The 12,165-nt window shown below is 69.2% G+C and carries 15 protein-coding genes; 12 read left to right on the top strand and 3 right to left on the bottom strand.

Going from position 1 to position 12,165, the window contains the following annotated elements; all coding sequences use genetic code 11:
• Positions 1-38: 38 nt before the first annotated feature.
• The 12 genes from folP (at position 39) to DX914_RS08600 (ending at position 10,607) form a co-directional block, all read left to right on the top strand.
• Entirely contained in the window at positions 39-938 is a 900-nt protein-coding gene (folP, locus tag DX914_RS08655) for a dihydropteroate synthase (RefSeq protein WP_115858582.1), read from the top strand.
• 989 nt (positions 939-1,927) lie between these two features.
• Positions 1,928-2,908: a tRNA (adenosine(37)-N6)-dimethylallyltransferase MiaA gene (miaA, locus tag DX914_RS08650; protein WP_115859196.1), complete on the top strand. Its 981-nt coding sequence runs from the start codon at positions 1,928-1,930 to the stop codon at positions 2,906-2,908.
• Between the two features lie 144 nt (positions 2,909-3,052).
• A complete protein-coding gene (gene hfq / locus DX914_RS08645) occupies positions 3,053-3,325 on the top strand; it encodes an RNA chaperone Hfq (protein WP_115858581.1) in 273 nt (90 codons plus the stop codon).
• Between the two features lie 91 nt (positions 3,326-3,416).
• Positions 3,417-4,724, top strand: a complete 1,308-nt coding sequence (gene hflX, locus DX914_RS08640) for a ribosome rescue GTPase HflX (RefSeq protein ID WP_115858580.1) — start codon at positions 3,417-3,419, stop codon at positions 4,722-4,724.
• A gap of 91 nt (positions 4,725-4,815) precedes the next feature.
• The gene (hflK, locus tag DX914_RS08635) at positions 4,816-5,934 is read left to right on the top strand and encodes an FtsH protease activity modulator HflK (RefSeq protein ID WP_115858579.1); all 1,119 of its coding nucleotides are present in this window, start codon (positions 4,816-4,818) and stop codon (positions 5,932-5,934) included.
• Entirely contained in the window at positions 5,931-6,794 is an 864-nt protein-coding gene (hflC, locus tag DX914_RS08630; protein WP_115858578.1) for a protease modulator HflC, read from the top strand. The genes hflK and hflC overlap by 4 nt, the downstream gene beginning before the upstream one ends.
• A 2-nt stretch (positions 6,795-6,796) precedes the next feature.
• Positions 6,797-6,985, top strand: coding sequence for a DUF2065 domain-containing protein (locus DX914_RS08625; RefSeq protein ID WP_115858577.1), 189 nt, complete (start codon positions 6,797-6,799; stop codon positions 6,983-6,985).
• A gap of 258 nt (positions 6,986-7,243) precedes the next feature.
• A complete protein-coding gene (locus tag DX914_RS08620; protein ID WP_115858576.1) occupies positions 7,244-8,536 on the top strand; it encodes an adenylosuccinate synthase in 1,293 nt (430 codons plus the stop codon).
• Positions 8,537-8,647: 111 nt separating this feature from the next.
• Entirely contained in the window at positions 8,648-9,535 is an 888-nt protein-coding gene (locus DX914_RS08615) for a restriction endonuclease (RefSeq protein WP_115858575.1), read from the top strand.
• A gap of 19 nt (positions 9,536-9,554) precedes the next feature.
• Positions 9,555-9,926, top strand: coding sequence for a hypothetical protein (locus DX914_RS08610; RefSeq protein WP_115858574.1), 372 nt, complete (start codon positions 9,555-9,557; stop codon positions 9,924-9,926).
• A 65-nt stretch (positions 9,927-9,991) separates the two neighbouring features.
• A complete protein-coding gene (locus DX914_RS08605; RefSeq protein WP_115858573.1) occupies positions 9,992-10,225 on the top strand; it encodes a hypothetical protein in 234 nt (77 codons plus the stop codon).
• Between the two features lie 4 nt (positions 10,226-10,229).
• A complete protein-coding gene (locus DX914_RS08600) occupies positions 10,230-10,607 on the top strand; it encodes a hypothetical protein (protein WP_115858572.1) in 378 nt (125 codons plus the stop codon).
• Between the two features lie 15 nt (positions 10,608-10,622).
• Here the strand turns inward: DX914_RS08600 and DX914_RS08595 are convergent, their stop codons facing one another.
• The 3 genes from DX914_RS08595 to DX914_RS20205 are packed head-to-tail and all read right to left on the bottom strand — an operon-like array spanning position 10,623 to position 12,144.
• Positions 10,623-11,453 (bottom strand): M15 family metallopeptidase, encoded by an 831-nt coding sequence (locus tag DX914_RS08595; protein WP_115858571.1) that lies wholly within the window; start codon positions 11,451-11,453, stop codon positions 10,623-10,625.
• A gap of 9 nt (positions 11,454-11,462) precedes the next feature.
• On the bottom strand, positions 11,463-12,005 hold the full coding sequence (locus DX914_RS08590; protein WP_115858570.1) for a PH domain-containing protein: 543 nt from the start codon (positions 12,003-12,005) through the stop codon (positions 11,463-11,465).
• A 1-nt stretch (position 12,006) separates the two neighbouring features.
• Positions 12,007-12,144 carry a hypothetical protein gene (locus DX914_RS20205; protein ID WP_158549221.1) on the bottom strand — a complete coding sequence of 46 codons (138 nt, stop codon included), beginning with the start codon at positions 12,142-12,144 and terminating at the stop codon, positions 12,007-12,009.
• Positions 12,145-12,165 lie beyond the last annotated feature (21 nt).

The raw sequence follows: 12,165 nt of genomic DNA, 5'->3' as shown, positions 1-12,165 counted from the left end.
CGGTAGCCTACGAGCCCCGTCCCGCGCAGGCCCGCCCCATGTTCGACACCAGCCCCGTCCTCGACTGCAACGGGCGCCCGCTGAAGCTGGACCGCCCGCGCGTGCTCGGCATCGTCAACGTCACGCCGGATTCCTTTTCCGACGGCGGTCAGCACGACACGCTGGACGCCGCGGTGGCGCACGGCCTCAGGCTCGCCCAGGAGGGCGCCGACGCGCTCGACATCGGCGGCGAATCCACCCGCCCGGGCGCGGACGCGGTGCCGCTGGAAGAGGAGCTGCGCCGGGTGCTGCCGGTGATCGAACGGCTGGCGCGCGAAACGGCGCTGCCGATCAGCGTGGACACGTCCAAGCCCGAGGTCATGCGCGCCGCGGTCGCGGCCGGCGCGGGCCTGATCAACGACGTCTACGCGCTGCGCCAGGAGGGCGCGCTGGAAGCCGCGTCCGAACTGGGCGTGCCGGTGGTGCTGATGCATATGCAGGGAGAACCGCGCAGCATGCAGGCCGCGCCGCAGTACGACGACGTGGTCGCGCAGGTGCACCGCTTCCTGGCCGAGCGCATCTTCGCCGCCGAGATGGCCGGCATCGCCAAGCAGCGCATCGTGGTCGATCCCGGCTTCGGCTTCGGCAAGACCCTGGAGCACAACCTCATCCTGCTCGCGCAGCTGGGACGCTATGCCGAACTCGGCGTGCCGGTGCTGGCCGGCCTGTCGCGCAAGCGCAGCATCGGCGAGCTCACCGGTCGCGAGGACGCGCGCGAGCGCGTGTACGGTTCGGTGGCCGCGCATTTGATCGCCGCGCAGCGCGGCGCGCGCCTGCTGCGCGTGCACGACGTGGCCGCGACCGTGGACGCGCTGAAGGTATGGGAGGCGGTAGCCGCGCAAGCGCAGCCGCGCCGCGCCGCAGCGCCGTCCATGCCGAAGTGGCCCGACGACGAATAGGCCTGTGCACGGCACCAGCATCGCTTCATCCGATCCGACCTCCTATCCGTCATTCCGGCGAAAGCCGGAACCCATTTTGCTTTTGCGGTTGGCGCTGAGTGGGACCGCGCAGCGCGCGAGCGAAGATCAAAATGGGTTCCGGCTTTCGCCGGAATGACGGGTGGAGGCATGAGGGCAATCGGATCGCGATCGGGTCGCGATCGTCGTCGTCGCGCCCGGCTTCAAGCCGCTCACCGCCGCTTTTTGCGCGAAACCCCGTAAGCGCTCACCAATGCGAACGCAGCTGGCGAAGTTTTCGCCAAACTCCTTGCGCGCCTTGCGCCGCGGGGCTTGCATAAGACTACCCACGCGCCTGTCCGCAGGCTTGTCCACAGGCGATGTGGATAGACGCACGCGTCAATCTCGCAAGCGCATCGCGCGAACAAAAACAAGCTTGACGTGAGCGCGATTCCGCGCGTCCGCGAGCGCGTCCCGGCGATGCCGAAAGCCGAGCGAAGGTCAAGTTTTTTCGTTGGTCAATTTTTCGCCAAGCCTCTTGCAAGCCTTATGCCGCAAGGGCTGCGGCCCGCTCATCCGCACACTGTCCGCAGGCTTGTCCACAGGCGGTGTGGATAGCTGCGTGTCGCGCTGTATTGCGTTGCAGCATGAACGCTCAAGCTTGTCGAAGGCGGTTGCGGCAGGCTCGCGCCCATTCAGGGGTGGTCAAAATATCGCCAGCCCTCTTGCAATGCTTGTACCGCAAGGGCTGCAGCACCACGGTCCCGATACTGTCCGCAGGCTTGTCCACAGGCCTTGTGGATAGCGCGGCGGCATTGGCGAAAAAATCGCCGAGTCGCGTGCGGCCCTTGCTCCGCCTGCGCGGTAGCGCCTTATCAACAGGCTTGCCCCGGCGCTTGCCCACAGGCGCTGTGGACACCGCCGCCGCGGGCCGCGCTTCCGCCGCGCGCGCGCCTGTGCCAGGCTGCGAGCCCGCCCACGCCGCCCGCCGCATGTCCGCCGACCCGCGCCCGCTCGCGATCGCCCTGATGGGCCCGACCGCCTCGGGCAAGACCGCGCTCGCGCTGGATTGGGCGCAGCGCCTGGGCGGCGAGATCGTCAGCGTCGACTCGGCCCTCGTGTACCGCGGCCTGGACATCGGCGCGGCCAAGCCCAGCGCGCAGGAACAGGCGCAGGTCCCGCACCATCTGATCGACCTGCGCCAGCCCTGGCAGCCGTATTCGGCGGCCGAGTTCGCGCTGGACGCGCGCCGCGCCCTGGACGGCATCGCCGCGCGCGGACGCCTGCCGATCCTGGCCGGCGGCACCGGCCTGTACTTCCACGCCTTGCTGCACGGCCTGGCGCCGATGCCCGAGGCCGACCCGGCCGTGCGCGCACAGCTGGAGGCCGAAGCCGCGCAACTGGGCTGGGCCGCGCTGCACGCGCAACTGAGCGCGGTGGACCCGGAAGCGGCCGCGCGCATCCACGCCAGCGACGCCCAGCGCATCCAGCGCGCGCTCGAGGTCTATCGATTGTCCGGCCGCAGCATCAGCGACTGGCGGCGCGAGGCCGCCGGCGCGCCGCGGCTGCCGTACCGGGTGCTGAAGCTGGTGCTGGCGCCGGCCGGGCGCGCCGAACTGCACCAGCGCATCGCCCAGCGTTTCGACGCGATGCTGGCCGCGGGCTTCCTGGACGAGGTCCGGACTTTGCGCGGCTTGCCCGAATTGCAGGCGCATCCGCGCCCGTTGGAGTTGCCGGCGGTGCGCGCGGTGGGCTACCGCCAGGCCTGGGAATACCTGGACGGGCAGGGCGACGCGGCCCAGTTCCGCGACCGCGGCATCTATGCCACCCGCCAGCTGGCCAAGCGCCAACTGACCTGGCTGCGCGGCGAAATCGACGCGCGCTGGCTGGACCCGCTGCGGCAGCGGCCGGAGCTGGAGGCGGCCCTGGCGCTGTTCATCCGCGGCACCGGTCACGACCGCCGCCACGGCTGAGCCCCGGGCCCTAGCGCCAAGGGCCAGTTGCGTTACCATCGGCCGGTCGCCGCTGTGGGGACAGCTACCGGCGATGCGGCCCGCGGACTCCGCGGGGTCCGCTACGGCACCAATCCTTATAACTAGAAAGCTGGGGAACTACTGATGTCCAAGGGGCAATCCTTGCAGGATCCTTTCCTGAACGCTCTGCGCCGCGAACGCGTGCCGGTATCGGTCTATCTGGTCAACGGCATCAAGCTGCAGGGCACGATCGAATCCTTCGACCAATTCGTGGTCCTGCTGCGCAACACCGTGAGCCAGATGGTCTACAAGCACGCCATCTCCACCGTGGTGCCCGCGCGCAACGTGCGCGTCGGCCCGGGCGGCGGCTACGTGCAGTCCGCCGAGGGCGGCGAAGGCGCCGACGAGAACGAATAAGGCCGCTGGCCGGGAAGTAATGCGGCGGAAGTGAGAAACTAGCGCCCCGCGCCGTTTCTCGCTTCGGCCGCTTTGCGTCTACGCTGTCTCGATGTTCGAACGTTCCCGTAAGGGCGAGCACGCCCTGTTGATCCAGCCCCACGCCGGCGGTCCGCCGGACGAGGGCGTGCTGGAAGAATTCGCCGACCTGGCCAAATCGGCCGGCGCCACCGTGGCCGCGGTGCTGACCGCGCGCATCGACCGTCCCAACGCGGCCATGCTGATCGGCAGCGGCAAGCTGGCCGAGGTCAAGGCCGCCGCCGACGCCACCGGCGCCGACCTGATCCTGATCAACCATCCGCTGAGCCCGGGCCAGGAGCGCAACCTGGAACGCGCATTGGAACGGCGCGTGGTCGACCGCACCGGCCTGATCCTGGACATCTTTTCCCAGCGCGCGCAGAGCGCCGAGGGCAAGCTGCAGGTCGAGCTGGCCCAGCTCAAGCACATGGCCACGCGCCTGGTCCGCGGCTGGACCCACCTGGAGCGCCAGCGCGGCGGTTCGATCGGCCTGCGCGGCCCCGGCGAAACCCAGCTGGAAACCGACCGCCGCCTGCTGCAGAAGCGGGTCGAACAGCTGCAGCGCCGCCTGGACAAGGTCGAGGTGCAGCGCACCCAGATGCGCCGCGCGCGCGTGCGCAGCGAACTGCCGCGCGTGGCCCTGGTGGGCTACACCAACGCCGGCAAGTCCACCTTGTTCAACGCGCTCACCGGCGCCGAGGCCTACGCCGCCGACCAGCTGTTCGCGACCCTGGACCCGACCGTGCGCCGGATCGAGCTGTCCGGCGGCGCGGTGGTGCTGGCCGACACCGTCGGTTTCGTCCGCGACCTGCCGCACGAACTGGTCGCCGCGTTCCGCTCGACCCTGTCCGAATCGCGCGAGGCCGACCTGCTGCTGCACGTGATCGACGCGGCCGACCCGCTGCGCGACGAGCGCATCGCCCAGGTCGACGCCGTGCTCAAGGAGATCGGCGCCGGCGATCTGCCGCAGCTGCTGGTGTTCAACAAGATCGACCGCCTGGACGGCGCGCAACCGCGCATCGACCGTCCGGGCGAGGGCCGCACCCGGGTCTGGCTGTCGGCGCGCGAGGGTCGCGGCCTGGACCTGCTGCGCTCGGCCCTGGCCGAGTCGCTGGAGCTGCGCCACGTGGCCGGGACGCTGCGGGTGGCCCCGCGCGACGCCCGCCTGCGCGCGCGCCTGCATGAGCTGGGCGCGGTGCGCGCCGAGCGCGCCGACGAGCACGGCTGGGAGCTGGAGGTGGACCTGGCCATCGCCGACGCCCAGCGCCTGTTCGCCCAGCCCCATGGCGAATCCCTGCGGCCTTTGCTGGAAGCGGTGCTTGAGCCGGACGATTTAGTTTGACGGCCACCTTGCTTGAGGCCGCCGGGGCCCCCACCTAGAATCAACCGACCCGCAAGCTGAACGCGGGTGCAGATTCCCCTTTGGAGCAGGCATGGCCTGGAATACCCCTGGTAGCGACAATTCCGGCGGCTCCGACCCCAACGGTCGGCCGCCGCGGCAACGCAAACCCGACGGCCGCGGCCTGGATGCCGTGCTCGACACCCTGCGCGGCGTGTTCGGCGGCGGTGGCGGCGGCATCCTGCGCTGGGTCGCGCTGGTCCTGGGCCTGTGGCTGGTGTTCAACTGCTTCGTGCTGGTGACCGAGCAGGAGCGCGGCGTGGTCCTGCGCTTCGGCCAGTTCGCGCGCATCCTGCAGCCGGGCCCGCATTTCAAGGCGCCGTGGCCGATCGAGCGGGTGACCAAGGTCAACGCCACCCAGAGCAACGCCTACAGCGACAACGTGCCGGTGCTGACCCGCGACGGCAACATCGTCAACGTCGAGATCAACGTGCAGTACCGCATCGGCGATCCGCAGCAATACCTGTACGGCTCGCGCGACGCGGCCGCGGTGCTGCAGCAGGCCGCGCAGAGCGCGGTGCGCGAGGTGATCGGCCGTTCCGACCTGGACAGCGTGCTGTATTCGCGCAGCGCCCTGACCACCACCGTGCGCACGCGCCTGCAGCAGTCGCTGGGCGCTTACCACACCGGCCTGGTGGTGACCGAGCTGGCGCTGCCCAACGCGCGCCCGCCGGACGAGGTTAAGGACGCCTTCGACGAGGCCCAGCGCGCCAGCGCCGACAAGACCACCCTGATCAATCAGGCCGAGGCCTACGCCAAGAAGGTCGTGCCCGAAGCGCGCGGCCAGGCCGCGCAGGTGCGCGCCGAGGCCGAGGGCTACAAGACCGCGCAGATCGCCCGCGCCGAAGGCGACGCGGCGCGCTTCTCGCTGCTGGTGGACCAGTACAAGAACGCGCCGGACGTGACCCGCAAGCGCCTGTGGCTGGAAACCGTGCAGCAGGTGATGAGCGAGAACCGCAAGATCGTCGGCGGCGATTCGCGCCAGCTGCTGTACGTGCCGCTGCCCGAGCGGCGCGGCGCCGGTAGCGCGTCGCAGGCGCCGCTGCTGACCCCCGAATTGCTGCCGTCCACCGTGGCTACCCCGTCCGAGAGCGCCAGCTCCGGCCTGCCGCGTCCGGCCCGCAGCCCGCGCGGCGAGGAGCCCACCCGATGAGATATCCCGTCTGGATCGCCCTGGCCGTGGCCGCGCTGCTGGCGCTGCTGGGCTCTATGTTCGTGGTCAAGGAAGGCGACGGCGCGATCGTGTTCCGCTTCGGCACCATCGTCCGCCAGGACGTGGGTCCCGGCCTGCACTTCAAGTGGCCGCTGATCGAGAACGCGGCCGTGTTCGACCGCCGCCTGCAGGTGCTGCAGACCGACCCCGAACGCTACCTCACCGCCGACAAGCTCGACGTCAGCGTCGACTTCTTCGCCATCGGCCAGATCGAAGACCTGCGTCGCTTCTACCAGGCCACCGGCGGCGACGAGAAGACCGCGTCCGAGCGCCTGTCGCCGATCATCAAGAACTCGCTGCGTAACGAGATCAACTCGCGCACGCTGTTGCAGGTGGTCTCCGGCGACCGCGCCAGCGTGATCGGCAAGCAGCTGGAAGGCATCAACCGCGGCGCCGCGACCCTGGGCGTGCGCATCGTCGATATCCGGATCAAGCGCATCGACCTGCCGCAGGACAGCAACGTGCTGGCCTCGGTATACGCGCAGATGCGCTCGCAGCGCCAGCAGGTGGCCAGCCAGCTGCGCGCCGAGGGCACCGAGCAGTCGCAAACGATCAAGGCCAAGGCCGACCGCGACCGCACCGTGATCGTGGCCGAGGCCGAGCGCGACGCCCAGCGCCTGCGCGGCGAAGGCGACGCCGAGGCCACCCGTGCCTACGCCGCCGCCGCCAACAAGGATCCGGCCTTCTACGCCTTCCAGCGCAGCCTGGAGGCCTACCGGCAGTCGTTCAAGGACGGCGACAGCGTGATCGTGCTCGATCGCAACGACCCGTTCCTGCAGTACCTCAAGTCCGACCGCTGAGCATGAGCGCCGAGCTGGTCTCGGCGCTGTGCCTGGTCGCAGTGCTGGAAGGGCTGTTCCTGCTGGTGGCGCCGCGCGGCTGGAAGCGCGCCGCCGAGCAGTTGCAGGCCATGCCCGACCGCCAGCTGCGCCTGGTTGGCGCGATCGCCGCCGCCATCGGCGTGGCGGCTTTGTGGCTGGTACGCGGCTGAGGCCGCCCCAACCTTGGCTGGCCCCGCCGCGACAGGGGCCTGAAACCCGTCTGGTCAGGGCCCCGGCGGCCCCAGGCTGAGCCGAATCTGTCCGCTGGCCCGCCCGGGGTGGCCCTGGCCACCCGAAACCCGGATAATGCACAAAAGCCGGACGGGGATTCCCGCCGGCTTTTGTCGTTTTCGGCCGCCGCGCCTTGCCGGGGCCTTCCGCGATGCCGGGCCGGCCGGGTCGAGCCTAACCAATTCGGAGTGCGTGTAATGGGTCAGTCAGTCGTCGTTCTCGGTGCCCAGTGGGGCGATGAAGGCAAGGGCAAGATCGTCGACCTGCTGACCGAGCGGATCGGCGCGGTCGTGCGCTTCCAGGGCGGTCACAACGCCGGCCACACCCTGGTCATCGGCGGCAAGAAGACCGTGCTGCACCTGATCCCCTCGGGCATCCTGCGCGAAGGCGCGCTGTGCCTGATCGGCAACGGCGTGGTCCTGAGCCCGGCCGCGCTGCGCAAGGAAATCGACGAACTGGAAGCCACCGGCGTGGAAGTGCGCTCGCGCCTGAAGATCAGCCCGGCCACGCCGCTGATCATGCCGTACCACATCGCCCTGGATCAGGCACGCGAAAAGGCCGCCGGCGGCAAGGCCATCGGCACCACCGGTCGCGGCATCGGCCCGGCCTACGAAGACAAGGTCGCGCGCCGCGGCATCCGCGTGGCCGACCTGCATTACCCCGAACAGCTGGCCGAAAAGCTGCGCACCGCGCTGGACTACCACAACTTCGTGTTGACCAAGTACCTGGGCGTGGACGCGGTCGACTTCCAGCAGACCCTGGACGAAGCCCTGGCCTTCGGCGAGTACGTGCAGCCGATGAAGTCCGACGTGGCCGGCATCCTCCACGACCTGCGCAAGCAGGGCCAGCGCGTGCTGTTCGAAGGCGCGCAGGGTTCGCTGCTGGACATCGACCACGGCACTTACCCCTACGTGACCTCGTCCAACACCACCGTCGGCGGCGCGCTGGCCGGTACCGGCGTGGGCGCGGACTCGATCGATTACGTGCTGGGCATCGCCAAGGCCTACGCCACCCGCGTCGGCGGCGGCCCGTTCCCGACCGAACTGGACGACGAAGTCGGCCAGGGCATCCGCGACCGCGGCCAGGAGTACGGCGCCACCACCGGCCGCCCGCGCCGCTGCGGCTGGATCGACATCGTCGCGCTCAAGCGCGCCGTGGCGATCAATGGCATCACCGGCCTGTGCATCACCAAGCTCGACGTGCTCGACGGCATGAAGACCTTGAAGATCTGCATCGCCTACGAATACCGCGGCAAGCGCACCGAGTACGCGCCGCTGGACGCCGCCGGCTGGGACGAGTGCACCCCCGTCTACCTGGAGTTCCCGGGCTGGGACGAGAACACCCACGGCATCACCGAGTGGGACAAGCTGCCCCCGGCCGCCCGCGCCTACCTGCGCGCGCTGGAAGAACTGGCCGGCTGCCCGCTGGCCATCGTCTCCACCGGTCCGGACCGCGACCACACCATGGTGCTGCACGATCTTTGGGCGTAAGCGCCGGCGGATCGGTAGGAGGAAAAGGCCCCGCAGTGCGGGGCTTTTTCTTTGGTTGAGCGATCGCCGGTTTGCCCCGTAAAGTGCAGGCAGACGGAGGGGAGGGGACCCATGGCGGACGTCACCAAGGCCAGGACCGGCCTGCTGATACGCAAATTGTTCGAAATCCTGCAGGGACAGCGCGACGGCATGCGCGCGGCCGACGCATTGGCCGCTCTGGAGAAGTCGGTGCAGCTCACCGCCTACGAGGCCGGCGACTACGAGTCCGGCGGACGGCGTTTCGAGCGCATCGTGCGATTCGCCACCGTGTCCTGCGTCAAGGCCGGTTGGCTGGTCAAGCACAAGGGCGTGTGGACGGTCAGCGACGAGGGCGCGGCAGCGTTCGCCCAGATTACAGATCCGGAAAAGTTCTACCGCCAGGCCGAGCGCCTGTATTGGACCTGGCGCAAGGCACAGCCTGCCGCTGCGGAGGACACACCGGCCGAAGAAGCGGCGGAGACCTCGGCGGTCATCACCCTGGAAGAGGCCGAGGAGGTGGCTTGGAAGGAGATCGAGCAGTTCCTGGCCGGCATGCCGCCCTACGAGTTCCAGGAGTTGGTCGGCGAGTTGCTGCGTGCGATGGGCTACCACGTCGCGTGGATCGCACCGACCGGAAAAGACGGCGGCGTGGACGTGATCGCCTACAACGATCCCTTGGGCACCCGCCCGCCGCGCATCAAGGTGCAGGTCAAGCGCAACGCCCATTCGCCGCGCATCGACGTGGTCGGCTTGCGCAGCTTCATGGCGGTGCTGGGTGAGGGCGATGTAGGCCTGTTCGTGGCCATGTCGGGCTTCACTCGGGATGCCGAACTGGAAGCGCGCCAATCGCATCGCCGCGTCACCCTGCTGGACACCACCAAGCTGGTGGAGCTGTGGATCGAACATTATTCGAAGCTCGAGGACGCCGCGCGTCGGCGCTTGCCGCTGAAGCCGGTGTGGTTCCTGGCCGCAGAGGATTGAGGCAGCAAGGAGAGCGGTTTTGTCGATCCTGCTAGAACTGCTGCTGGAGTTCGTCATCCAGTTGGTGTTGGAGGTGCTGGTCGAACTGGGCTTGCACGGCTTCAAGCGGGATCGCCCGGCCGTGCCGCCCGTGGTCTCGGTGGTGATCTATGTCTTGCTCGGTGGCGGGCTGGGCTGGCTTTCGCTGATGCTCTTCCCACAGCAGCTGATTTCGCATCCCATGGCGCAAATGGCCAACCTGGCGATCACTCCGGTCGCTGTCGGCCTGGTCTTGAGCGTCATCGGCTCATGGCGATCACGCCGCGGCGGCGATCTGGTGCGGTTGGATAAGTTTTCTTATGGCTATGTGTTTGCGCTGGCGTTCGCGTTGGTCCGGTATGCGGCCGCTTAGCTTTCAATGTGGGGCGACGGTGATTGCTCGCATCTGGTGGGATTCGTCGGTAATGAGGTGCCGATATGGCTTTTAATTTTCGCGTTGTCCGAAGCGACGACGAACTCGTCATCTACGATGTTTACTACGACTCGATTGGCGTCCCAGTGGCGACCCACGTCTCCCCGACTTATGTCTACGGTGAGAACATCCAGGAATTAAGAGAGCAGCTTGAGTTGATGCTGGAGGCCTTGGATAAACCGGTCCTAGATATGCGCTCTATAGGCCATGCTTCAGGTGGCGGCGGGCAGGAGCGCTAATGCCATGACCCACGATCCCTACCAGGCTCCCGCTACTTCCGTTCCTCCCGCAACCAGTGCCGGTCATCCGCTGTGGCTCGTCCTAGGCCTGCTGTCGGCCGTATTCGCCGCGCTGGTGCCGACCTTGGCCGTGCCGATGTTCGCGGAGACCTTTCGTTCTTTCGGGGCCGAACTGTCGCCGCCCACACGCTGGTTGGTAGACGGCTACCTGGGACTGTGGGTGCTGCCGCTTTTAGTCGTGCTGGTGCGGATGTACTGGCCGCGGCGCCGCTATCGCGCACTCGCGGCCGGACTGTGCGGCCTGCTCGGCGCGCTGGTGGTATTGCCGCTGTGCGCATGGGCGTTGTACCTGCCCATCTTCAGGCTGGGAGAAACGATCTGAGCTCGTGCCGGCCGCTCAGGCGGCCAGGAACTTCCAATGCCACGGCTCGTACACGATCCCATGCGGGTTGTCGCGCGGGTAGCTCATGACGAAACCGCGGCCGGGCGCGTGCTCGCGCAGCCAGGCGAAGGCGGCGGTGGTTTCGAAGGATTCCTCGGCCGGCGGCTGGTCCGGCGCGCCGATGTCCAGGGCCAGGCCGGAGTGGTGTTCGCTGTAGCCGGGCGCGGCGTTGACGGTGAGGATCTGCTCCACGCTCTGCCCGCGCGCGAGCTTGCGTTCGAAGATGCCCAGTTGGTAGTCGTGGCTGCGGTAGCCGGAGATCGCCTCCAGCACCACGCCGTCGCGCAGCGCGGCCTCGTGCAGGTGCGACCAGGCGCGCGCGGCCAGCGGGTGCAGCCACAGCGGGCGGCGGTAGCGGTCGTGGCCGGCGTAGGCCAGGCGGTCGGGCTCGGGCACCAGGTCCAGGCCGGTGCGCTCGCCGTAGCCGTCGGCGTCCAGGCCCAGCGCGTGCAGGCGTTCTTCCAGCCGGTCCAAAGGCAGTTCGGCGATGCGTTCCAGGCCCGGCCGGCGCGGCGCGGCGGCGCGCTGCAGCGCGTCCAGGGCCTGTTCGATGCCGGGCTCGCGGGTCAGCCGCTGCACCAGCGGCAGCAGGCCCTCGGGCAGGTCGGCGGCCAGGTACTGGCCGTCGCGCTTGCGCCGCAGCACATGGCGCGCGCGCGCCAGGGCGCGGGCGTCGTGGCCGTTGCGCGCGCGCAGCAGGCCGCCGGGCCAGAGTTCGATGTCCGGTGTGTTGATGAGATCGGTGCCGCTGGGGCCCCGGGCCGATCGTCGGGCGTCGCTGCGCATGCGCGCAGGTTAGCGGGAGCGGCCCCGCGGCGCCACGGCCTGCAGTGCATCGAGCAAGGCCTGCGGTTGTTCCAGCGACAGCAGCAGCGTGGCACCGCCGCGTTCGGGCAGGCACAGCACGCGCTGGCGCGAGGTGAGCAGGTAGTAGCCCTTGCGCCAGCCATCGCGCATGCGGAACCAGCCAGCCTGGTAACCGGGCAGGGCGCTGCCCAGGGTCTTGATCGACGGTCGCAGGCCGGTGTGCTCGTCCAGATCGACCACGCGCGCCTGCGCCAGGTCCAGTTCCGACACCGGCACGCGCCGCGTATGCGGGCCGGCGCGCACGATCAGGGTGGCGCCATCCAATTCCACCGAGCGTCGGCGCGCGCCCAGCCAGATCAGGCCCGACACCAGCGCCAGCACCGGCAGCGCGATCCACGCCAGTTGCAGCGCCTGCGGATCCTCGCGCGAGCGCAGTACCGCGTAAGCCACGCCTGCCAGCGCCGCGATCAGCGAGACCGCGGGCACCAGCAATGCCGCGCGGCCGGGGGCGGGAACGGCGTAGCGCGTCATCTCAGCGCAGCAGCAACAACGAACCCAGGACCATGCCGGTGGCCGACAGCGTCAGCAGCGAGGCGACCAGGGCGGGGCGGCGCCGCGGCGCCTTCTCGGGCGAAAAGCGGCGTTCGATCAGCTTGACGATGTGGAGCATGGCGAATCTCCTCGGTGCGGC

The organism is Lysobacter silvisoli, assembly GCF_003382365.1.
GTDB lineage: Bacteria > Pseudomonadota > Gammaproteobacteria > Xanthomonadales > Xanthomonadaceae > Lysobacter > Lysobacter silvisoli.
Note: the sequence above shows the minus strand (reverse complement) of the source record. Positions and strands in the feature narration are given on the sequence as shown.

Bases quoted from the DNA above. Each gene is read 5' to 3' on its own strand.
- hflX (WP_115858580.1), top strand. From the start codon at position 3,417: ATGTTCGAACGTTCCCGTAAGGGCGAGCACGCCCTGTTGATCCAGCCC.
- folP (WP_115858582.1), top strand. From the start codon at position 39: ATGTTCGACACCAGCCCCGTCCTCGACTGCAACGGGCGCCCGCTGAAG.
- hfq (WP_115858581.1), top strand. From the start codon at position 3,053: ATGTCCAAGGGGCAATCCTTGCAGGATCCTTTCCTGAACGCTCTGCGC.
- hflC (WP_115858578.1), top strand. From the start codon at position 5,931: ATGAGATATCCCGTCTGGATCGCCCTGGCCGTGGCCGCGCTGCTGGCG.
- DX914_RS20205 (WP_158549221.1), bottom strand. From the start codon at position 12,144: ATGCTCCACATCGTCAAGCTGATCGAACGCCGCTTTTCGCCCGAGAAG.
- DX914_RS08595 (WP_115858571.1), bottom strand. From the start codon at position 11,453: ATGCGCAGCGACGCCCGACGATCGGCCCGGGGCCCCAGCGGCACCGAT.
- DX914_RS08615 (WP_115858575.1), top strand. From the start codon at position 8,648: ATGGCGGACGTCACCAAGGCCAGGACCGGCCTGCTGATACGCAAATTG.
- DX914_RS08625 (WP_115858577.1), top strand. From the start codon at position 6,797: ATGAGCGCCGAGCTGGTCTCGGCGCTGTGCCTGGTCGCAGTGCTGGAA.
- miaA (WP_115859196.1), top strand. From the start codon at position 1,928: ATGTCCGCCGACCCGCGCCCGCTCGCGATCGCCCTGATGGGCCCGACC.
- DX914_RS08620 (WP_115858576.1), top strand. From the start codon at position 7,244: ATGGGTCAGTCAGTCGTCGTTCTCGGTGCCCAGTGGGGCGATGAAGGC.
- DX914_RS08590 (WP_115858570.1), bottom strand. From the start codon at position 12,005: ATGACGCGCTACGCCGTTCCCGCCCCCGGCCGCGCGGCATTGCTGGTG.
- hflK (WP_115858579.1), top strand. From the start codon at position 4,816: ATGGCCTGGAATACCCCTGGTAGCGACAATTCCGGCGGCTCCGACCCC.
- DX914_RS08605 (WP_115858573.1), top strand. From the start codon at position 9,992: ATGGCTTTTAATTTTCGCGTTGTCCGAAGCGACGACGAACTCGTCATC.
- DX914_RS08600 (WP_115858572.1), top strand. From the start codon at position 10,230: ATGACCCACGATCCCTACCAGGCTCCCGCTACTTCCGTTCCTCCCGCA.